The 20,922-nt window shown below is 29.0% G+C and carries 25 protein-coding genes; 12 read left to right on the top strand and 13 right to left on the bottom strand.

Annotated elements, in window-relative coordinates; all coding sequences use genetic code 11:
• Positions 1–16 precede the first annotated feature (16 nt).
• Entirely contained in the window at positions 17–637 is a 621-nt protein-coding gene (locus ACFQZW_RS10860; protein WP_298263265.1) for a lipid-A-disaccharide synthase N-terminal domain-containing protein, read from the bottom strand.
• Entirely contained in the window at positions 637–1,350 is a 714-nt protein-coding gene (locus ACFQZW_RS10855; protein ID WP_386782946.1) for a glycosyltransferase family 2 protein, read from the bottom strand. Before ACFQZW_RS10855 ends, ACFQZW_RS10860 begins: the two co-directional genes overlap by 1 nt.
• Positions 1,351–1,501: 151 nt before the next feature.
• Between ACFQZW_RS10855 and ACFQZW_RS10850 the strand changes: the two genes are divergently transcribed.
• The 7 genes from ACFQZW_RS10850 (at position 1,502) to ACFQZW_RS10820 (ending at position 7,938) form a co-directional block, all read left to right on the top strand.
• On the top strand, positions 1,502–2,047 hold the full coding sequence (locus ACFQZW_RS10850) for an RNA polymerase sigma factor (protein ID WP_298263263.1): 546 nt from the start codon (positions 1,502–1,504) through the stop codon (positions 2,045–2,047).
• Entirely contained in the window at positions 2,040–2,597 is a 558-nt protein-coding gene (locus ACFQZW_RS10845; RefSeq protein ID WP_298263262.1) for a hypothetical protein, read from the top strand. Before ACFQZW_RS10850 ends, ACFQZW_RS10845 begins: the two co-directional genes overlap by 8 nt.
• Positions 2,578–4,068: a hypothetical protein gene (locus ACFQZW_RS10840; protein WP_386782943.1), complete on the top strand. Its 1,491-nt coding sequence runs from the start codon at positions 2,578–2,580 to the stop codon at positions 4,066–4,068. The genes ACFQZW_RS10845 and ACFQZW_RS10840 overlap by 20 nt, the downstream gene beginning before the upstream one ends.
• A gap of 102 nt (positions 4,069–4,170) precedes the next feature.
• Positions 4,171–5,649 (top strand): cysteine--tRNA ligase, encoded by a 1,479-nt coding sequence (gene cysS, locus ACFQZW_RS10835; RefSeq protein WP_372800856.1) that lies wholly within the window; start codon positions 4,171–4,173, stop codon positions 5,647–5,649.
• Position 5,650: 1 nt separating this feature from the next.
• Entirely contained in the window at positions 5,651–5,902 is a 252-nt protein-coding gene (gene yidD, locus ACFQZW_RS10830) for a membrane protein insertion efficiency factor YidD (protein ID WP_298288458.1), read from the top strand.
• 57 nt (positions 5,903–5,959) lie between these two features.
• Entirely contained in the window at positions 5,960–6,784 is an 825-nt protein-coding gene (gene lgt / locus ACFQZW_RS10825) for a prolipoprotein diacylglyceryl transferase (protein ID WP_298288461.1), read from the top strand.
• A 122-nt stretch (positions 6,785–6,906) separates the two neighbouring features.
• Positions 6,907–7,938 carry a peptide-N-glycosidase F-related protein gene (locus ACFQZW_RS10820; RefSeq protein WP_386782939.1) on the top strand — a complete coding sequence of 344 codons (1,032 nt, stop codon included), beginning with the start codon at positions 6,907–6,909 and terminating at the stop codon, positions 7,936–7,938.
• A 57-nt stretch (positions 7,939–7,995) separates the two neighbouring features.
• On the opposite strand, the gene ACFQZW_RS10815 is transcribed toward ACFQZW_RS10820, so the two are convergent.
• The 4 genes from ACFQZW_RS10815 to ACFQZW_RS10800 are packed head-to-tail and all read right to left on the bottom strand — an operon-like array spanning position 7,996 to position 10,869.
• On the bottom strand, positions 7,996–8,721 hold the full coding sequence (locus tag ACFQZW_RS10815) for a head GIN domain-containing protein (protein WP_386782937.1): 726 nt from the start codon (positions 8,719–8,721) through the stop codon (positions 7,996–7,998).
• Between the two features lie 10 nt (positions 8,722–8,731).
• Positions 8,732–9,796 (bottom strand): hypothetical protein, encoded by a 1,065-nt coding sequence (locus ACFQZW_RS10810; protein WP_372800860.1) that lies wholly within the window; start codon positions 9,794–9,796, stop codon positions 8,732–8,734.
• A complete protein-coding gene (locus tag ACFQZW_RS10805) occupies positions 9,789–10,331 on the bottom strand; it encodes a hypothetical protein (protein WP_298263253.1) in 543 nt (180 codons plus the stop codon). The genes ACFQZW_RS10810 and ACFQZW_RS10805 overlap by 8 nt, the downstream gene beginning before the upstream one ends.
• Position 10,332: 1 nt before the next feature.
• Complete coding sequence (locus tag ACFQZW_RS10800; protein WP_298263252.1) at positions 10,333–10,869, bottom strand: RNA polymerase sigma factor; 537 nt, start codon at positions 10,867–10,869, stop codon at positions 10,333–10,335.
• A 235-nt stretch (positions 10,870–11,104) separates the two neighbouring features.
• On the opposite strand from ACFQZW_RS10800, the gene lon reads away from it, so the two are divergent.
• Entirely contained in the window at positions 11,105–13,585 is a 2,481-nt protein-coding gene (gene lon / locus ACFQZW_RS10795; RefSeq protein WP_298263251.1) for an endopeptidase La, read from the top strand.
• A 52-nt stretch (positions 13,586–13,637) separates the two neighbouring features.
• Here the strand turns inward: lon and ACFQZW_RS10790 are convergent, their stop codons facing one another.
• The 3 genes from ACFQZW_RS10790 to mazG form a co-directional block, all read right to left on the bottom strand.
• Complete coding sequence (locus ACFQZW_RS10790) at positions 13,638–14,369, bottom strand: SDR family NAD(P)-dependent oxidoreductase (protein WP_298263250.1); 732 nt, start codon at positions 14,367–14,369, stop codon at positions 13,638–13,640.
• Between the two features lie 9 nt (positions 14,370–14,378).
• Positions 14,379–14,834: a DUF1801 domain-containing protein gene (locus ACFQZW_RS10785; protein ID WP_386782932.1), complete on the bottom strand. Its 456-nt coding sequence runs from the start codon at positions 14,832–14,834 to the stop codon at positions 14,379–14,381.
• A 76-nt stretch (positions 14,835–14,910) separates the two neighbouring features.
• A complete protein-coding gene (mazG, locus tag ACFQZW_RS10780) occupies positions 14,911–15,690 on the bottom strand; it encodes a nucleoside triphosphate pyrophosphohydrolase (RefSeq protein ID WP_372800864.1) in 780 nt (259 codons plus the stop codon).
• A gap of 106 nt (positions 15,691–15,796) precedes the next feature.
• Here mazG and ACFQZW_RS10775 point away from each other — a divergent pair, with 106 nt between their 5' ends.
• On the top strand, positions 15,797–16,423 hold the full coding sequence (locus ACFQZW_RS10775) for an adenylyltransferase/cytidyltransferase family protein (protein WP_298263246.1): 627 nt from the start codon (positions 15,797–15,799) through the stop codon (positions 16,421–16,423).
• Positions 16,424–16,434: 11 nt separating this feature from the next.
• Here the strand turns inward: ACFQZW_RS10775 and ACFQZW_RS10770 are convergent, their stop codons facing one another.
• From ACFQZW_RS10770 to def, 3 genes are read right to left on the bottom strand one after another with little or no spacing between them, the layout of a single operon-like run.
• Positions 16,435–17,016 (bottom strand): LicD family protein, encoded by a 582-nt coding sequence (locus ACFQZW_RS10770; RefSeq protein WP_298263245.1) that lies wholly within the window; start codon positions 17,014–17,016, stop codon positions 16,435–16,437.
• The gene (locus tag ACFQZW_RS10765) at positions 17,017–17,439 is read right to left on the bottom strand and encodes a DUF5606 family protein (RefSeq protein ID WP_298263244.1); all 423 of its coding nucleotides are present in this window, start codon (positions 17,437–17,439) and stop codon (positions 17,017–17,019) included. It lies immediately after the preceding gene.
• A 34-nt stretch (positions 17,440–17,473) separates the two neighbouring features.
• A complete protein-coding gene (def, locus tag ACFQZW_RS10760; RefSeq protein ID WP_298263243.1) occupies positions 17,474–18,061 on the bottom strand; it encodes a peptide deformylase in 588 nt (195 codons plus the stop codon).
• A gap of 310 nt (positions 18,062–18,371) precedes the next feature.
• On the opposite strand from def, the gene ACFQZW_RS10755 reads away from it, so the two are divergent.
• A complete protein-coding gene (locus ACFQZW_RS10755) occupies positions 18,372–18,749 on the top strand; it encodes an STAS/SEC14 domain-containing protein (RefSeq protein WP_298263241.1) in 378 nt (125 codons plus the stop codon).
• Positions 18,750–18,773: 24 nt separating this feature from the next.
• On the opposite strand, the gene ruvX is transcribed toward ACFQZW_RS10755, so the two are convergent.
• Positions 18,774–19,184 (bottom strand): Holliday junction resolvase RuvX, encoded by a 411-nt coding sequence (gene ruvX, locus ACFQZW_RS10750; protein ID WP_298286637.1) that lies wholly within the window; start codon positions 19,182–19,184, stop codon positions 18,774–18,776.
• 97 nt (positions 19,185–19,281) lie between these two features.
• Here ruvX and ACFQZW_RS10745 point away from each other — a divergent pair, with 97 nt between their 5' ends.
• Together ACFQZW_RS10745 and ACFQZW_RS10740 are read left to right on the top strand one after the other, a co-directional pair.
• Positions 19,282–20,097, top strand: coding sequence for a 2,3,4,5-tetrahydropyridine-2,6-dicarboxylate N-succinyltransferase (locus ACFQZW_RS10745; protein ID WP_386783063.1), 816 nt, complete (start codon positions 19,282–19,284; stop codon positions 20,095–20,097).
• A gap of 140 nt (positions 20,098–20,237) precedes the next feature.
• The gene (locus ACFQZW_RS10740; RefSeq protein WP_298286635.1) at positions 20,238–20,918 is read left to right on the top strand and encodes a phosphocholine cytidylyltransferase family protein; all 681 of its coding nucleotides are present in this window, start codon (positions 20,238–20,240) and stop codon (positions 20,916–20,918) included.
• Positions 20,919–20,922: the final 4 nt, after the last annotated feature.

The raw sequence follows: 20,922 nt of genomic DNA, 5'->3' as shown, positions 1-20,922 counted from the left end.
ACTTGAATTTTAGTTATCAGATTTGCTTTTTTAAAATAAAAATATTTCTCGTATATATAAATGAACCCATCAAATGTCCTATAAGAAGAACAGGATCTTTTCTTAAAATGGCATAAGCTAAAATCATTAACGAACCGATAAGACTCAGTAACCAAAACCCAAAAGGTAATGATGATTCTTTATTTTTTTCAGAATAAATCCATTGATATACAAAACGCAATGTAAAAATAATTTGAGCAACGATTCCTAGTAAAAGTAACCAAAGGGGAATAGCTTCATTTCTAAAAAGCTTTTCTATATCATAGGTATTGTTATTATGTCCGTAAATTACAAGTATGATAGGGAATATCCATAAAAACCATCTTAATAATTTTGGGGTTTTTTGCCATTCACCTTGCAATTGTAAATTTCTTATATAAATAAAATATGTAAGTATTTGTCCTAGCATAATCGCAAAATCATCACGTAAGTAGCCGTAAACAAACAACATAAATGAAGCTAATAAACTGAGCTTCCAAAATAAAGAAGGAGTTAAAACTTTTTTGTTTTTTTCAGATAAAATCCATTGCAGTACTAACCTTCCCGAAAAAAGTAATTGGGCTAAAAATCCTATGGTATAAATAATCCAGTTGCTCATTAACTCTTTTTGGCAATAGAATAATTAATGTATTTCTTTTTCATCCATACATAAGCAAAACAATCCATTAAAGGGCCTAAAAGCCTATTCCATAAACCGTATTTAGCTTCACCAGCAATTCTAGGAAAGTGTTGTACAGGTATTTGTTTAATTTTACCGTTTTGTAGTAAAATCATTGCAGGTAAAAAGCGATGTAAGCCTTTAAACATAGGGATGTTTTTAGCATAGGAAGTTTTTATAACTTTTAAAGGGCAACCTGTATCATCCATTCCGTCATGGGTAAAAGTTCGTCTAATTCCATTAGCTATTGTTGATGACATATTTTTTACAAATGAATCTTTCCTATTTGCTCTAACACCAGTAACTAAATCATAGTTTCCAATTTCCTTTAGTAATAAATTAAAGTCTTCAGGAGCCGTTTGTAAATCAGAATCAATATAGCCAACGAGTTCAGTATCTGTATTTTTAAATCCAGCAGTAATAGCAGCACTTAACCCACAGTTTTTTTCAAATTGAATAAATTCAAAATCATGATTATTTGTGCAAATAGCTTCAATAAGCTCTTGGCTTTTATCTTTGCTTCCGTCATTTACAAATAAAACTTTGGTTTTTTTTATGGCAATTTTTATGTATTTGGATAATTCTTCTTCTACACGTTTTAAATTGTCTTCTTCGTTGTACACCGGTACAACTATAGTAAATTGGTAGCTCATTTTAGCTTGATAATTTTAGTAGTTTTAAGAACGCTTTTAACAGTTTTTTTAATAAGCTTCTAAAAATTTTGGTAAATTTAAAATATTTATTTAGATAATTGTGCCACACTTAATACAATGTTTCGTCTTTATAACTGAAGTAACCAACTAAATGAGTAAAACAGTTTCATTAAATCAACAAATTGTAGAAGATTGCAAACTCAATAAAGCAAAAGCTCAAATGCTTTTGTATGATAATTATTGCGATGCAATGTATATAATTGCGCAACGGTATGTGAAAGATAGTTTTATTGCTGAAGATGTAATGCAAGATGCTTTTATAAAAGTATTTAAAAACATCAAAAAGTTTAAAGGTGAAGTTACTATAGGTGCCTGGATAAAAAAAATTGTTATTAATCAATGCATTGATTATTTGAAAAAGAGAAAAATTGAACTAGTTTCTATTGACGAATCGAAACTTACAATAGCCGATGATGATTGGACTGTTGAAGATGAAGTAACTATTAAAAAAATTACTTCTGCTATAAATAGTTTGCCAGACAAGTATAAAGTTGTTTTGAATTTATATTTAATTGAAGGCTATGATCATCAGGAAATTGCACAAGTATTAAACATTACAGAGGTTGCATCTCGATCACAGTTAATGAGAGGTAAAAACAAATTAAAAAATCAATTAAAAGCAGTTAATTATGCCTAAAGATTTAAAAGAAATGTTTCAAAATAATATTGAAAACACTAGTAAATTATCTGAAAATCACAGAGCAAAGTTTGAGGCTAAATTGCAAAAGGAATTGCATGCCACTAAAAAGAATAACTCTTATGTTCTTAAAATAGCTGCTTCATTTTTAGTTTTAATAGGGTTAAGCGCTTCATTATTTTATTTTTCAAATGAAAAAGATTCGTTAGTAACTTCTGTAGCAAAAATTGAAAGTTTAGGCAGTATTTCTCCTGAATTGAAAACTATTGAAAATTATTATTTAGCAAGTATTCAGTCTGAGATAGTTACTTTAGAAGAAACTCCTGAAAATAAAGAATTACTTGACGGCTATTTTAAAAAAATAAGTGAATTAACAGAAGATTATAAAGAGCTTACTAATGAATTAAATACCGAAGGTTTAAACGAGAAAACTATTAATGCTTTAATTGAAAACTTGCAATTGCGTTTAAAACTATTGTACCAATTAAAAGCACAATTAAACGAATTAAAAAAACTTAACATAACAAATAATGAAAACGTTCAAATATAAATTAACCCTAATATTGCTGTTTTTTGCAGTAATAACTCAAGCACAAAAGTTTGATAAAAAGGTCAATGAAAGTTTTAAGGTAAATTCAGATGTTACCCTTAAAATTGATGCCACACAAACAGATGTTGAAATTGAAACTTGGAATAGAAATGTAGTTAGTATAGAAGCTATAATGGAAGTGGAAGGTGCAACTAAGGAAGAAGCAACCAAAATTTTGAAAAATTGGAATTTTGAAGCCTTAGGAAATAAACATAAAGTGGAAGTAATTTCTATGTCAAATCATATGAATTTTAATTTTGATTTTGAGTTCCCTGAAATTGATATTCAATTTCCTCATATTGAGTTTCCAGAACTGAAATTTGCAGAATTTGAATTTCCTGAAATGCCCGAAATGCCAGAGATCCCTGAAATACCTGAAATTGAGTTTGATTATCAAGCCTATAAAAAAGATTCTACATATTTAAAAAAATACAAATTAAAAGTAGCAAAACAGGTTGAGAAGTTTAAAAATAGCGACTGGAAAAAAAAGATTGATTCTTTTAGAAATTCAGAAGAATTTAAAAGAAATATAGAAGAGTATAAAAAAGCTTCTAAAGAAATGGCTAAAGAAATGAAAGAGCTTAGAAATTCTGAAGAGTTTAAAAGAGCCATCAGTGATGCAAAAAGAGCTGCTGCTGAAGTAAAAAAAGAAATGCTTGAAAATAAAGAACTATGGAGAAAGCAGGCTGAAGAGGCAAAACATGCAAGTAAAGTTGCACTAGAAATAGTTGAAAAAATGAAAAAAGAGGGTACTTTAGATTCTCTTCAAAACTATGGTAAAAATGTGTATTTTAATTATAAAGCAACCAGTAATTCTAAAATAAAAATTAAAAAATATTTAAAGATTAAAGTTCCTAAAAAAGCAACTTTTGATTTAAATGTTAGACATGGGAAAGTTACCATCCCAGAATCTAATAAGAAAATGTCTGCTCATGTGTCTTATAGTAACTTTATAGGGGGTGTTATCACTGGAGAAACCAATAATTTAACGTTCTCCAATTCACCTGTAAGTATTGTTGCTTTAAACTCAAGTACCATAACTTTAAAAAATGTTCCAAACGCTAAGTTTGGAACATTTGAAAATGTTAATTTATTTTCAAATTCATCGGATGTAATTTTAGAGGAAGTTGGAAATGATGTTTCATTGAGTCAAAAATTTGGAACGATTCAAGTAAATAATACAGCTCCAAATTTTAACAGGCTTAATATAATTTTAGATTATGCCACAGCATCATTAGATTTATCAAACACTTCTTTTTTATATCAAATAAACTCAAAAAAATCTAACTTAGAATTTGATAAGGTAATGTTAAAGTCTAACAAAAAAGTAGTAGATGGTGTGCAGATTTTAGACGGATATTCTCAAAATTCTGAATCGTTAAATAAATTATTTTTAACCGCTGTTTTTAGTTCAGTTAATTTAAAAAACTAAATTCAATTCTTCATTTTATATGCGATTAAAACCTTAATCGTATAAATTTTTCCATTAGGGATTTGTTCTTATCTTTACAACTTCAAACTTAAGAATAAATTAATGGAATTATACAAAACAAATCAGCTAAAAATATACAATTCTTTAAGCAAAACTAAAGAAGTTTTTAAACCTGTAATAGAAGGTAAAGTGGGGATGTATGTTTGTGGCCCTACTGTTTATAGCAATGTGCATTTAGGAAATGTTAGAACCTTTATGTCTTTTGATATGATTTTCCGTTATTTAAAACACTTAGGGTACAAAGTGCGTTATGTGCGCAATATTACCGATGCAGGTCATTTAGAAAACGATGCCGATGCTGGAGAAGATAGAATTGCTAAAAAAGCGCGTTTAGAAGAAATTGAACCAATGGAAGTTGTACAACGCTACACAGTTGATTTTCATGAAACATTACAAAAAATAAACAATTTACCACCAAGTATAGAGCCAACGGCTACTGGGCATATAGTTGAACAAATAGAAATTATTAAAGATATTTTAGAAAAAGGTCTAGCTTACGAGGTTAATGGTTCTGTTTATTTTGATGTGTTAAAATACAATGAAAATGAACATTATGGAATTCTTTCAGGCAGAAACATTGAAGATTCTATTCATAATACACGTGAATTAGATGGGCAAAGTGAAAAGAAAAATCCACAAGATTTTGCCTTATGGAAAAAAGCAGATGAACGTCATATTATGCGTTGGCCATCACCTTGGAGCAATGGTTTTCCAGGTTGGCATTTAGAATGCTCTGCGATGAGTACTAAATATTTAGGCGAAACTTTTGATATTCACGGTGGTGGAATGGATTTGAAATTTCCGCATCATGAATGTGAAATAGCGCAGTCCAAAACTAAAAATGGAGTGGAACCAGTAAATTATTGGATGCATGCAAATATGTTGATTTTAAATGGTCAAAAAATGGCCAAATCAACTGGGAATTATATTTTACCAAATGAAATATTTTCAGGAGATAATAAAATTTTAAGCAAAGCATTTTCACCAAGTGCCACTCGTTTTTTTATGCTACAAGCTAATTATAGAAGTATTTTAGATTTCACCAATACGGGTTTAGAAGCTGCTGAAAAAGGCTATATTAAATTAATGGAAGCTTTAAGCAATATAGATAAAATTGAAGTTAGTAAAGAATCTTCAATTGATATTAAAGCGTGGAAACAAAAATGTTACGATGCAATGAATGACGATTTTAACACACCAGTTTTAATCGCAAATTTATTTGAGGCTGTAAAATTTGTAAATCTTTTAAACGAAAAGAAAGCAACAATTATTGAAGAAGATTTAGAAGAATTTAAAGTAACAATTAACGCTTTTGTTTTTGATGTTTTAGGTTTGAAAAATGAACTTAAAGAAGATAGTTCAGATAAATTATCGGGCGTTGTTTCTATGCTAATTAAAATGCGAAAAGATGCACGTGACAATAAAGATTGGGCATTGTCCGATAAGATTAGAGATGAATTAGCTGCTCTAGGTATTCAGTTAAAAGATGGAAAAGAAGGAACTACTTTTTCAATCAATTAATTTGAAAAGTTTTACTAAAATATTAGCGATTCCTTTTATTTGGCTAGTACGTTTTTATCAAGCAGCGATTTCGCCATACACGCCATCAGCTTGCAGGTATTCCCCAACTTGCTCTAGTTATACATTAGAAGCATTAAAAGTACACGGAATTTTTAAAGGTGGTTGGTTGGCTATTAAAAGAATAGGTAGCTGTCATCCTTGGGGTGGAAGTGGTTACGATCCCGTTCCTGAAAAGGAGGATTTAAAAAAATGATTTTTTAAAAATTAATTCAACAATTAAATTAAATTTACAGTACTAAAATATATTTAAATGACGTTACTTCAAATTGATTGGAATCCAGCACCAGAAATTTTTAAAATAGGTTCTTTCGCAGTTCGTTATTACAGCTTAATGTTTGTGATAGCTTTTATGTTGGGTTTATTTTTAATGAAAAAAATATTTATTAACGATAAAATTCCTATTGAAAAGTTAGATTCGTTATTTATATATACCGTGGTAGCAACACTTATAGGTGCAAGGTTAGGTCATTTTTTATTTTATGATCCAGAATTTTTATTTAAAAAACCTTTAGAAGTTATATTGCCTTTTAAATTTTCACCCAAGTTTCAATTTACTGGATTTGCGGGCTTAGCAAGTCATGGTGCTGCCATTGGAATCATTATAGCAATGTATTTGTTTAGCAAAAAAGTATTAAAAAAACCAATTTTATTTATTTTAGATAGAATAACTATTCCTGTTGCTGCGGGTGCCGTATTTGTTAGATTAGGAAATTTAATGAATTCTGAAATTATTGGTAAACCAACCAATAGTGATTACGGTTTTATTTTTAGAAGATTAGGAGAGGATTTTCCTCGTCATCCAGCTCAATTATATGAATCAATAAGCTACTTGTTTATTTTTGGAATTTTAATGTTTGTTTATTGGAAAACAGATAAAATAAAAAAACAAGGTTACTTATTTGGGTTGTTTTTTGTGCTTTTATGGACAGTTAGATTTTTTGTTGAGTTCTTTAAAGAAGCACAAGTTGAAGGTAGAGAAGATTGGGTATTAGGATTAAATACAGGACAGGTTTTAAGTATTCCTTTGGTGTTAGTAGGGTTATTTTTTATGTTTAGAAATAGCAGTAAAAATTAGTCAAAATTTATTTTCAACTTTTTAAGGTTGTAGTTAAACTATGTTGTTTAGCTATTCAGCTATTTTATTTTTTGAGGCAGTTTATATAGCATATTTTTATTGAAAATAATATACAAATTTCAATGAAAAAACACATTATAATTCAACCATTACTATTTACTTTAATACTGTTTAGCTTTTCTCAGTGCGGAAAAGATTCAGAAGTCAATAACGAAGAAATTGTACCAACAACAACCATTGTAAACACATTTAATAAAGCTCATTTAAGTTTTGGTGATGGTAGAGTTCAATCAAAAGAAGGAACTTTTAATTTTCCAGTAAATTCAGAAAAAATTACACAAATTTTAATGTATGTAAAATTAGAATGCCCAAATGGAGGTTGTGGTGCTTGGGATGTTTTTGCCAATATAAAAGTAAAAGATGCATCAACTAATAATTGGTTTGAAATGGGCAGATACATAACACCTTATGGAGTAGATAACTCTCAAAGAGGTGAAGGTTTTGTTTTTGATGTAACAGATTTTAAATCTTTATTGCAAGGAAATGTACAATTAAAGTCATTTGTAGAAGTATGGACAATTGAAGGATGGCTACTTACAGTTGATTTTAAAATTACTGAAGGAGAACCTACATACAAATACTCAGCCATAGTGCCTTTAATAGATCATACTAATAACTCTCAACAAATACCTTATGGAGAAGAAATACCTAATACCATTAAATTATCAGGTAACATATCCATACCTGAAAATGCTAAAGCAGCAAGGTTAAGAAGTGTTATTTCAGGATGGGGACATGCAACTCCTTTAGATAACGATGGTAGACCAAGTGCTGAATGGGGATTTAGAACACATTTATTAAAAATTGGTACACAAGAATTTCATCATGTAATGGGAGGTATAGGATGCAGTTCTAATCCTGTAAAGCCACAAAATGGTAATTGGGAGCCAGATAGAGCAGGTTGGTGTCCAGGCCAAGAAGTACCTATTAGAGTTAACTCCATACAATTATCCAATATTGAAGAGTCTCTAAAGTATCAATATAGCTTTGAAGATTGGACTAACGACAAAGAAAATGGAAACGCTTATTATTCTCTTTCATCATATTTAATTGTAGAAAGTGACACACCTATTCAAAAGCCAGTAGTTAATTAATAAAAAATCCCTTTTTTACTTTGAAAAAGGGATTTTTTGGTAGTATAAAAGTTGAGTTTAGTGTTTCTTTTTAATAGAACCAGAACCTGCCGAATTTGATTTAACAATTTCTGGATTGCCAGTATAATAAATATTTCCTGAACCTGCAATTTTCGCATGAATTTCATTCATTGCATGAATTTTAATATTTCCTGAACCAGCCACTTTTGCATTTGCTATATTAGCTTTAAGGTTGTAGCCGATTAAATTTCCTGAACCAGCTATTTTACAAGAAAATTGATTAGAGTCCCCTTGTAGTTTCATATTTCCTGAACCTGAAATAGAAGTATTTACTTGGCCAGTTGAAATGTTTAAATTCATATCCCCTGAACCAGCTACAGCTAGTTGTAAGTCTTTAGCTTTAATAGTTTGAGTAGTGTAAATATTTCCAGATCCAGCTAAAGAAATAGCCTCTACATCACTAAAAGGAATGGTAATTTTAATCTTTTTAGTGCTTTTTATTTGATACCCTTTTTTGGTCTTAATTTTTAGCTGTCCATCTTTTACATCAGTGATAATATAATCCATTAAATTTTCTTCGGCTTGAATAGTAATCTCCCCTTCAGTTCCTTTGATTAATTCAACATTAAAAGAACCTGCTACACCAATTTTATTGTAATCACCAACAGTTCGTATTTTTGTAGTTAAATGACCATTTCCTTTAATTTTTTTATGATAAAATTGCGCTTGTGTACTTATGCTAAATACTAATAAGGCTAAAATACTTGTGAATAATTTTTTCATTGTGTTTTTTTTAGTTGTTAAAAAATGTAATATTACCGTAGCTAGATTTAATGTTTATGATTCCTCCAGAATTAGAATTGTAAAAACCTTCATAATATTTAGAAGTTGATTTTACGATTTCTTTATTAAAAGTAAATCCGTTATCATATTTTAAGTGGCCATAACTTAAATTAGCTTTTATAGAAAAATTGTTTGATGATTTTACTCCAAGTTTTATATGAGTATATGAGGTTTTTACATCTATTTGTTTTAAATCATCTCCTAATTCAAGAATTTTTAAAGAACCATAATCCATATCAAAATTACCACTGTTTCTAAGTTTATCAACTTTGGTATGCATATAATCACTGTTACCAGTAACGTTTCCAGCATCTTCAATTTTTAAACTTCCGTAATCACAGTTATAATCTAAAACAGCTACCATTCCAAAAGCCATATGAGAATAATCTGCATTTAGTTTAATTCTGTTTGATTTTTCAATTGTTAAACTTGAATAATCTGCATTTACATATCCATCTTGTATAAAATCGATGGTTGAATTATTGGTATAGTCTATATCAATTGCATTATCTGTATTCCATAATTCACCAATAGTTATTTTACCATAATCACAATTAATTTTAGAGCTTCCTTCAAGTTTGTCTATAATAATTGCTCCGTAATCATTATTTAAATTAACGCTGTTAGTAATGGGCATTTGAATTAAATAATTAATCTCCATGCTTACATTATTTTTTTTACCCCATAAACTCCAAGAACTCGACGTTTTTTCTATAAGGGTTTTGGCTGAAACTTCTGAAGTATTCCCTTGGAACTCTACATTAATTTGATCTAAACGCTTTTGAACTTTTTCTTCATCGTTTCCATTAGTAGTAATGCTAACTTCAATTTTAATTTTATTTTCGTTCCAAGTAGAAATACCGATGTTTCCGTATTTATTAGATACATTAAGTAAAGCATTATTATTTACAGTGTATTCTTTTTTTAGCACTTTATTTTTGGTGTATTTTCCATTTTTTTCTGTTGCAGAAATTGTGAGTGGTATTAAAAAAAGTAAGAGTAATATTTTATACATAGTTTTCATTGTCTTGTGTTTTTAATTGTTTTACATCTTCAATTTGAATTAATAAACTTTGCAAAATAGTTATGCGTTGTTGATAGTTAGAAATCATGGCATAAATAATTCGCTTATCTTCCGTACTTTCTTTGAGCTCTAAAGTAAGCAGGTGGTATTGTTGTTCTAATTTTTTAAGTTGAACCAATGCATCATCAATCAATTGTTCAGTATCGCTATTTCTTTCTTTTTCAATAAGGGTAAGTTCCTTTTCAATAGTAGTAACAAAATAGTTTTGGGTATCTTTCATTTCTGTTGAAACGGTTGCTAATTCCATTCCTTTGTTAGAAAATGTAGCTCCCAACCAAATTCCAAATATCAATACAACGGATGCTGCCACAGCTACGAATGAAGCTAATTGATAACGAACTTTAGGTTTTTTGGTTTCAATTTGATGTAGTTTTGCTTCAAACCTATCAAAATGACCTATTCTAGGCTCTTCAGTATCGAATTTGTTTTCTAAACTTTTAAATATATGTTCTAAATTGTCTTTCATTTTAGTTTGCTAAAAGTTGTCTTAATTTATTTTTTGCTCTCGAAATTGTTGTTCTACTATTTTCGTAGCTAATTCCCATAATTTGAGCAATTTCTTCATAATCATAACCTTCAATTAAGTTAAGTGTTATAGCCACTTTGTAATTATTTTTCAACTGCGCTACTTTATTTAAAATATCACTTGTTTTTAATAAAGTATAGTCTACAGGTTTTTCTTCTAGTTCATTCAATACCACTTTTTCTAGGGGTATCGTATTCATTTTATCTTTCTTCTTTAGAGCTGTAATGCTATTATTAATTACAATTCTTTTCAGCCAAGCTCCAAAAGTTACTGTTTCACTAAATGTATGCAGTTTTGTAAAAGCTGCTAAAAACGATTCTTGCATAATATCTTCAGCTTCATAGCTATCATTTACAATTCTTAAAGCAGTATTATACATAGCTTTATAGTATTGTTTGTAGATTGTAAATTGGGCTGATTTATCACCTTTTTTACAACGTTCTATAAGTTTGTTTATATGTTGATTCTCTACTTTCAAAAATCGATTTCTATTAAAAAGACATTGACAAAATTGAACTGTTACACTTTTGTATAAAATTATTAAAAATAATATCTAAAAACAGTACTTATTTGGCATAACTATTGGGATTTATTAATAGATAGTTTTATAACTATTTAGTTAATTTATTGATAATTAGAATTTTAAATTAATTTTGTTTTTAAAGTTTATTTGAAGATAAATTTTAAAATGACAAAATGACCCAAAATAAACTATGAGTAATTCAAAATTTTTAAAACTGGACAATATGTCATTACAGCACATTTTAGATGAAGATGCGGATTTAATTCCTTTAATGACACCAGAAGACGAAGAAGAAATTAATAAAGAAGAGGTTCCCAATGTATTACCTATTTTACCTTTGCGTAACACGGTTTTATTTCCAGGCGTTGTAATTCCGATTACTGCAGGAAGAGATAAATCAATTCAATTGATTAAAGAAGCAAATAAGGGAAATAAGATTATTGGAGTAGTTGCTCAAAAAAATGAAGCCGTTGAAGATCCAACGATTAATGATATTTATAGAGTTGGTACTGTTGCAAGAATTTTACGAATGTTAAAAATGCCTGATGGTAACACCACTGTAATTATTCAAGGTAAAAAAAGGTTTGAAGTTGAAAGTTTTGTACAAGAAGAGCCTTATTTAAAGGCGACTACTAAAGCTTGTATAGAAGATCGTAAAGAGGAAAAAGATCCTGAATTTGAAGCAATCATAGATTCTATAAAGGAAATGGCGGTTCGTATTATTAAAGAAAACCCCAACTTACCTTCTGAAGCGTCTTTTGCTATAAAAAATATAGAAAGTAATCCTTTTTTAATCAACTTTGTTTCTTCTAATATGAATTTAAAAGTAGAAGAGAAACAGCAATTATTACAAACTGATAATTTAAAAGACAGAGCATTATTAACTTTAAAAAAGATGGATGCTGAGCTGCAACGATTAGAATTACGCAACGTAATTCAGTCTAAAACAAGATCTGATATGGATCAACAGCAGCGAGAATATTATTTACATCAACAACTTAAAACTATTCAAGAAGAATTAGGTGGTGTTTCTTATGATGAAGAGCTTGAAGAAATGCGTGAGCGTGCCAAAACTAAACAATGGAGTAAAGAAGTAGGAGAAACCTTTGAAAAAGAATTAGGACGCTTACAGCGAATGAATCCACAAGTAGCTGAATATTCTGTGCAACGTAACTATTTAGATTTGTTGTTAGATTTACCTTGGAACGAATTTTCAGAAGATAAATTTGATTTAAAAAGAGCTCAAAAAATATTAGATAGAGATCATTTTGGTTTAGAAAAAGTGAAGGAACGTATTATTGAACATTTAGCTGTTTTAAAATTAAAAGGAGATATGAAATCGCCGATTATTTGTTTATACGGTCCCCCAGGAGTAGGAAAAACTTCTTTGGGAAAATCTATTGCTGAAGCACTTGGAAGAAAATATGTACGTATGTCTTTAGGTGGTGTTCGTGATGAAGCTGAAATTAGAGGGCATAGAAAAACCTATATTGGAGCAATGCCTGGAAGAATTATAAAAGACATTAAAAAAGCAGGTACATCAAACCCAGTTTTTGTGTTGGATGAAATTGATAAATTAGCATCATCTAGTCATAATGGAGACCCATCTTCTGCAATGTTAGAAGTACTAGACCCAGAACAAAACACTACATTTTACGACAACTATTTAGAATTAGATTACGATTTATCAAAAGTATTATTTGTAGCCACAGCCAATAGCTTATCTACCATTCCTTGGGCATTAAGAGATCGAATGGAAATTATTAATGTTTCTGGATATACCATTGAAGAAAAAGTTGAGATTGCAAAACGTCATTTGCTTCCTAAACAATTAAAAGAGCATGGTTTAACAAAAGAACATTTACAAATAGGAAAAAAACAATTAGAAAAAATTGTAGAAGCATATACTCGTGAGTCTGGAGTAAGAGGATTAGAAAAACAAATCGCAAAAGTGGTTCGTTATGCAGCTAAATCTATTGCAATGGAAGAAAAGTACGAGGTTAAAATTACCAACGAAATTATTGAAAAAGTATTAGGACCTTCTCATTTAGAGCGTGACAAATATGAGAGTAATGATGTAGCAGGCGTAGTAACAGGTTTAGCTTGGACAAGTGTAGGTGGGGATATTTTATTTATTGAATCTATTATTTCTAAAGGGAAAGGGTTAACCATTACAGGGAATATTGGTAATGTAATGAAAGAGTCTGCAACCATTGCAATGGAGTATATAAAAGCCAATGCTGCAAACTTTGGCATTGTGCCAGAATTGTTAGATGAATACAAAGTACACATGCACATACCAGAAGGAGCTACACCAAAAGATGGGCCAAGTGCAGGAATCACAATGTTAACTTCGTTAGTTTCGGTATTTACTCAGCGTAAAGTTAAAGCTAAGTTAGCAATGACAGGTGAGATTACTTTAAGAGGTAAAGTTCTTCCAGTTGGTGGTATTAAAGAAAAAATACTAGCAGCAAAAAGGGCGAATATTAAAGAAATTATTCTTTGTAAAGAAAATAGAAAAGACATTGAGGAGATAAAAGAATCTTATTTAAAAGGATTGACATTTCATTATGTGTCTGAAATGAGTGAAGTAATTGATTTAGCTTTAACTAAACAAAAAGTAAAAAATGCTAAAAAATTAACCGTTACTAAAAGAACAAAAAAACAATAATTTACAAGTTATAAACTATAAAAAAGCCTTACAATTTTGTAAGGCTTTTTTTTTAAATTTTTCTAACATCTAAAATTCGACCATTTTTTAATTCACCAGTATGGTCTAATTTATATATTTTTTGTGCCACTTGTTTAGGAGTAAACAAATCTCCATGTTCAAAAAAGTCTATAAAACGCTGAACCGATTTAAAGTTTTCTTTAGGAGCATTTCTTGCTGCTGCTTGCATGTCCGTATCAACAACTCCTGGATAAATTGAAACAATGTTTACTCCATGAACAACTTCTTTTTGTTCTTTTGAAATGACTTTGGTCATCATATCTAATCCTGCTTTTGATGAACAATATAAAGACCAACTTTCATAAGGGTTTACTGCCGCACCTGAAGAAATATTAATAATTTGTTTTTTACAATTCCAATCTTTGGTTAATTTTATAAATGAATTACTTGTGGTTAAAGGTGCAATTAAATTTACATGTATGGTATAAGCAATATCTTTTGAATTTAACTTGCCCAAAGTATTAATAGTTCCTAAATCTCCAGCGTTATTGATAAGTGTTATTTTACTAGTAGAATTTTCATCTAAATGAGAAAATATTTCAGTAAAAATACCTTCAATAGCTTCTGTATTACTAAGGTCACATTGATATTGTTCTGTAGTATAGAGTTTTTTTAATTTGGTCCTAGCAATAGAAATAACTCTGTAGCCATTTTTATGATACTCTTTTGCTAAGCCAAGTCCTAAACCTTTACTTCCTCCAGTTATAATTACAATTTTCTCCATAATTTAGCTTTAACGTTTTATATTTTTTTCATACAATTCAATCCACTCTTGAACTGAAATTTTTTTGACTAACTCAGCAATTAAATTGAATGGAATTTCAGAATTTTTTTTAAACCGAATACAACTTTTGCCCATATCTAATTTTTGTTTGCAATGTTTTGGATACTCCTTAACAAACCAATTTAAAAGTTCAGGATTTGCATAAATTCCCATATGGTATAAAGCAATAAAGTTTTTTTGAGAAGCGATGTTGATAAAAGGCAGTGGTAATTTGTTGTCACAATGATAACCTTTAGGATACACATTCTTTGGTACTACATAGCCAATCATACCATAACTCATTTGTTCTTCAAATCCTTTTGGTAAGTTTTCAACAATTGTTTTGCGTAGTTTTTCAAAATGCGGTATTCTATCTTTAGGAATTTGAGATATGTAATTTTCAGGAGTGGTTGCTTTAAATTGCATAGTGATTTTAATTACTGAATACAAATTACAAATTAATTGTTAATCTTCAAGTTTTAGCCAAAAATTATTGAGTTGATTAATGGTATAATTTTTTGGCTTCATTCCAAAAAACATCCATTTCATGTAAAGACATTTCATGTAAAGATTTTCCTAATTTTTTGGCTTCATTTTCTAAATATTGAAATCTATTAATAAACTTTTTATTGGTTTTTTCTAAAGCATTTTCAGGGTTTACTTTTATAAAACGCGCGTAATTTATCATTGAAAATAATACGTCTCCAAATTCAGATTCTATAGTTTCTATATTCCCTTTTTTTATTTCCTCATTCAATTCAGCCAATTCTTCTTGGACTTTTTCCCAAACTTGCTCTGGTTTTTCCCAATCAAAACCAACTCCAGCAACTTTGTCTTGAATTCTATTAGCTTTTACCAAAGCTGGAAGCGAAGTAGGAACTCCTTCTAAAACTGATTTTTTCCCTTCTTTAAGTTTCAGTTGTTCCCAATTTTGTTTAACATCTTCTTCATTTTCAACAATTACATCACTATAAATGTGTGGATGACGATGAATAAGTTTTTCGGAAATGGTACTTGCTACATCAGCAATGTCAAAACTATTGCTTTCCGAACCAATTTTGGCATAAAAAACAATATGTAATAGCAAATCGCCTAATTCTTTTTTTACTTCTTCCAAGTCATTGTTTAAAATGGCATCTCCTAATTCATAGGTTTCTTCAATGGTTAAATGACGTAATGATTGTATGGTTTGTTTTTTGTCCCAAGGACATTTAGCACGTAATTCATCCATTATGTCTAATAAGTTACTAAATGCTTGAAGTTGCTGTTCTCGGGTTTTCATAAAATTTACTTTAATTGCAAAAATAGGCAATCAAAATGAAACAAAAATGCTGATTTAAAAATCAATTACTATCTTCGCAGCAAAATTTATAAATAAAATGATTTTAATGATAGTTGAAAAATTACAAAATGAATTTGATGATGTTTGGGATATTTTTACAAATGAAGTAGAAAAATCATTTACAATGGTTTATAAAAAAAATAGTTTTACAAAGAATTTGGAGCCTATTGGTATAACTATTGAAAAAATAAATGAGTTTTTAAAAGAAACCCCGAATGAGTTAAAGTTAATAACAGATCCTGTTATCAAAATTGAAGTAAATTTAAAGGGAGAATTTAAAAAATTTAATAAAATGTATACTTCAGGCTGTTTTGATATTTTTCATTATGGTCATTTAAATATATTAGAACGTACCAAAAAAATGTGTAATTATTTGGTAGTAGGTGTTTCTACTGATGAATTGATTTTAAAGGAGAAAGGTAGGCTACCTGTAATTCCTTTTAATGAAAGAATACGAATTATTGAAGCTTTATCGTTTGTTGATCAAGTAATACCACAAGTAGATAAAAATAAACAAGCAATAGTAGATCGTCATAATATAGATGCAATTTCTGTTGGAGAAGACTGGAAAGGTAAATTTCCTAAAACCACCTGTCATGTAGAATACTTGCCTTATACGTATAGTGTTAGTAGTACTATTTTAAAAGATGCTTTAAAACTTATTGAAAAATAATAAGTAAATTTTTAACTTAAAGCGTTATCATCTGTAAAAGTATTCCAATTTTTAACTGGAACATTCCAATTTCCATATCTATAAGTTAAATATTCGTCAGTTAATTTGGGAATAGAATAAGAATAGTTGTTAAATTTTATCTCCTTTACGGTAGCATAAAATTTATAAGGAACATTTTTTACTTTGTTTCCAATTTGCCAATACGCTTTTTCGTTGTAGTTATATTTTATAAAAATATCCAAGCATACATTCCCTTTTAATAATCCAAATAATTTTTTTTTACGAACTTTAATAATTCTTAGATCACCATTTTTAAAAGGTAAAGTATTCTTAAATTTTCTTACACGAACTCTTAACCCTTCACTTTTTAGTTGGTTAATGAGGGTTTCTAATTTAGGTTTACCTGGATACATAAGTGAAAAATCTAAATCATTATCCCAAGGTAACAGCCTGTTTTCTCTTCTAATTCCTAAAAGAGTACCTCCTTCCAACCAATAAACTAACTTGCAAGTATTCATAATTTTAGCAGAAAGCTCTAGTAAATCTAGAGCTTCCTTATTATTTTTACCTGTAAGTGTTATGCTATAAGCCATTTATGAAGTTTTTTCTTCAACTTCATCTTCTTCCTTAATAGAAGTAAAATCAAAATTTTTAGAAGCTAATAAATTATACCATTGCAATACTTTTTTAATATTGGAAGTATATACACGTTCCTCATCAAAATTAGGTAAAACTTCTCTAAAGAAAGAAGTTAATACTTTACCACTTTCTTTATGACTAATAGTATTTTCACCTTGTTGTTTTTCAAAAATACTTTTTAACACTATTCTTAAAGGAACTTCTTCTTCATAAGTGTAAATTGCAATTTCATTTAAAGCGCTTATGTTGTGCGTAGCCATTACAGGAAATTTTTTCTGATCCAATAATGATTCTACAATAATTCCACCTTTTGATTGTGCTTTAATTTCATACAATCCTGGTTTTCCGTTAATTGCAACAATGTTTTTTAATTCCATGTAAATGTTTTTAATTTTTATCTATTTTAGAAAATTATTTTCTTTTAAGTAGCGGAAATTTCATTCTATATTCTGCATTTACTTTCCCTTTAGAAATATTTTCTAGTTTCTTTTTAATAAGTCGTTTTTTTAATGAAGAAATTTTATCGGTAAATAAAATGCCTTCAATGTGGTCATACTCGTGTTGTACAACTCTAGCAGCTAAGCCATCAATGACTTCAGTGTGTGGTTCAAAATTTTCATCTAAATATTCAATGGTAATTTTTTCTTGCCTAAAAACATCTTCATTAATATCAGGAATACTTAAGCAGCCTTCATTAAAAGCCCATTCATCACCTTCTTCTTTTACAATTTTAGCATTGATAAAAACTTTTTTAAAAGTGCTTAAAAACTCACGTTCTTTTTCATCTAAATCTTCATCTTTTTCAAATGGAGAAGTATCCACAATAAAAAGGCGTATGGCTTTTCCAATTTGTGGAGCTGCTAAACCAATACCTCTGGCATTGACCATAGTTTCTTTCATGTTTTCAATAAGTTCGGTTAAATTAGGATAATCTTTATCAATATTAACACCAACTTTTCTTAAAACTGGATCACCATATGCTATAATGGGTAAAATCATATTATTTTTTTTGGATTGCAAAAATACAAAAGTTTAAATGAATAATAAAATTGTTGCTCTTGGTTATTTTAAGAATCTTTAAATTTTAACTATTTGACCCTAAATAACTCATTATTAATTAATTTAAGGAAAGCCGCTAAGGTTAAATTTTGCACTAATTGTTGTTTAAATTTTTAGTATATTTGAAAAGCTTAGCTAAAAAATTGTTAGATATAAAACTTAACGCAAGCCTTTATTTTAAATTAATACTTGATTTTCAAAATTTATTAAAAGTTTTTGGATTAGTTTAAGCTGATAAACTATCAAAACCATGAATTATTCTATTTTTATTGATAAAACATTAAAAATTGTTAGGTATAAACATTGCGGTTTAATAACTTCAGATGCTATTGAAGAAGCTTGGGCAGAATTTTTAAAAATGCCTGAGTTTACTCAACAAAAATTCAATCTTTTATCAGATTATAGAAATGGAAAATTTGACATACCAATAGATTTTTTACCAGAAATTATAAACTTTATGAGAGCAATTGAAGATGTAGTTAGAGGAAAAAAACAAGCTTTAATTGTGGATGAACCATACTCGGTTGCAGCTTCGATGCTTTTTGAAACCGAAGTATATTTAAAAGTTGGTTTTAAAGTTAAAGTATTTTCAACAGAAAAATCTGCTTTAAAATGGTTGTTATCTTAAATGTATAAAAAAAGAATTTTGTAGCTATTTGTTTTGTAAATACGTTTGTAAAATAAGAGTAGCACTAATTTCATCAATTAAAGCTTTATTTTGACGCTTTTTTTTCTTCATTCCACTTTGTATCATACTTTCAAATGCAATTTTTGAAGTAAAACGTTCATCAACTCTTTTAATAGGAATTTTAGGAAAAGTTGTCTTTAATTTTTGAATAAAAGGTTTTATAAATTGTTCACTTTCACTTTCTTTACTGTTTAATTGCTTGGGTTCACCCACAATAAATAATTCTACAGTTTCATTTTTTAAATAATCGGTTAAAAATGAAAATATTTTCTTTGTAGCTACAGTAGTTAATCCTGAAGCAATAATTTGAAGCTCATCAGTAACGGCTAAACCAGTTCTTTTTTCACCATAATCAAAAGCTAAAATACGTCCCAAAATATTAACAAAATTTATAAAGTTGTGCAAATTTAGTCATTTTAAAACTTATAAATATTTTTAATTTTATATTTGTAGCCATATGAAAACTAAAGGAATGAAGGAAATAAAAGAAATTATTGAGAAAGCTTGGGAGAATAAAGAATTATTAAAAGATGAAGTTACTCAAAACACTATTAGAGAAGTTGTTAATTTATTAGATGTTGGTATATTGCGTGTTGCTGAGCCAATAGCAGGTGGTTGGCAAGTTAATGAATGGGTAAAAAAAGCAGTAGTTATGTATTTCCCAATTCAAAAAATGGAAACTATGGAAGTTGGGATTTTTGAGTATCATGATAAAATTCCATTAAAAACTGGTTATAAAGAGAAGGGTGTTCGTGTGGTTCCTCATGCGGTAGCTCGTCACGGAGCCTATATTTCAAGTGGTACTATTTTAATGCCAAGTTATGTAAATATTGGGGCTTATGTTGATCAAGGCACTATGGTAGATACTTGGGCAACAGTTGGGAGTTGCGCACAAATTGGTAAAAATGTACATTTAAGTGGAGGTGTTGGTATTGGCGGAGTTTTAGAACCTTTACAAGCTGCTCCTGTTATTATTGAAGACGATGTGTTTGTAGGTTCTCGTTGTATAGTTGTTGAAGGAGTCCATGTTGAAAAGGAGGCGGTTTTAGGCGCAGGAGTAGTTTTAACAATGAGTACTAAAATTATTGATGTTACTGGAGACGAGCCTAAAGAAATGAAAGGTAGAATTCCTGCCCGTTCGGTAGTAATTCCTGGAAGTTATAAAAAACAATTTCCTGCCGGTGAGTTTAATGTTCCTTGCGCTATGATTATTGGAAAGCGTAAAGAAAGTACTAATAAAAAAACTTCGTTAAATGATGCGCTTCGTGAAAATGATGTAGCAGTTTAATTACTATATATTTATTTTAAAAAAACTCTAACCTAGGTTAGAGTTTTTTTTGTTTTTTAACGATCCTTTTAAAATGTGTAAACAATTAAATATTAATGTTATATTTTTGTCATCAATAGGTAAATTTAAAAAATAGAATATTGAAAATTGTAATTTTAGCAGCAGGTATAGGCTCTAGACTCGGAAATCCATTTCCAAAACCATTAACTCCTTTAAAGGATGGTGAGAGCATTATGGCAAAACAACTTAATAATATTTCAAAATACTTTGATATTAATGATGTAACAACAGTTGTTGGCTTTAAAAAAGATTTAATTATGGAACGTTTTCCTGATGTTAATTACGTTTATAATCCATTTTTTGATCAAACAAACACTTCTAAAAGTTTATTGAGAGCCTTAAAAAAACATCGAGGAAAATCTGTTTTATGGTTTAATGGAGATGTGGTTTTTGATGAAAAATTATTATCAGTTTTGCTTCAAGATATTCAAAAACATAATTCGTTTATTGCAGTAAATACCTCAAGTGTAGCAGAAGAAGAGGTTAAATACACTTTGCAAAATAACTTTGTGAATAAACTATCGAAAGAAGTTAAAAATGGGTTAGGTGAAGCAGTTGGAATTAATTTTATTTCTAAAGATGATTTAGATATTTTTATTTCTCAATTAGAAAAATGTGATGCTAATGACTATTTTGAAAAAGGATTAGAGAATGCAATTGCTCAAGATAATTTAAAATTAAAAGCAATCGATATTTCTAAATATAATTGCATTGAAGTAGATTTTGAGGAAGATCTAAAAAATGCGAATGATATAGTTTAATACC

This window comes from Lutibacter aestuarii (assembly GCF_042676885.1).
GTDB classification, from domain to species: Bacteria; Bacteroidota; Bacteroidia; order Flavobacteriales; family Flavobacteriaceae; genus Lutibacter; species Lutibacter aestuarii.
This window is presented reverse-complemented; position numbering and strand designations above follow the sequence as displayed.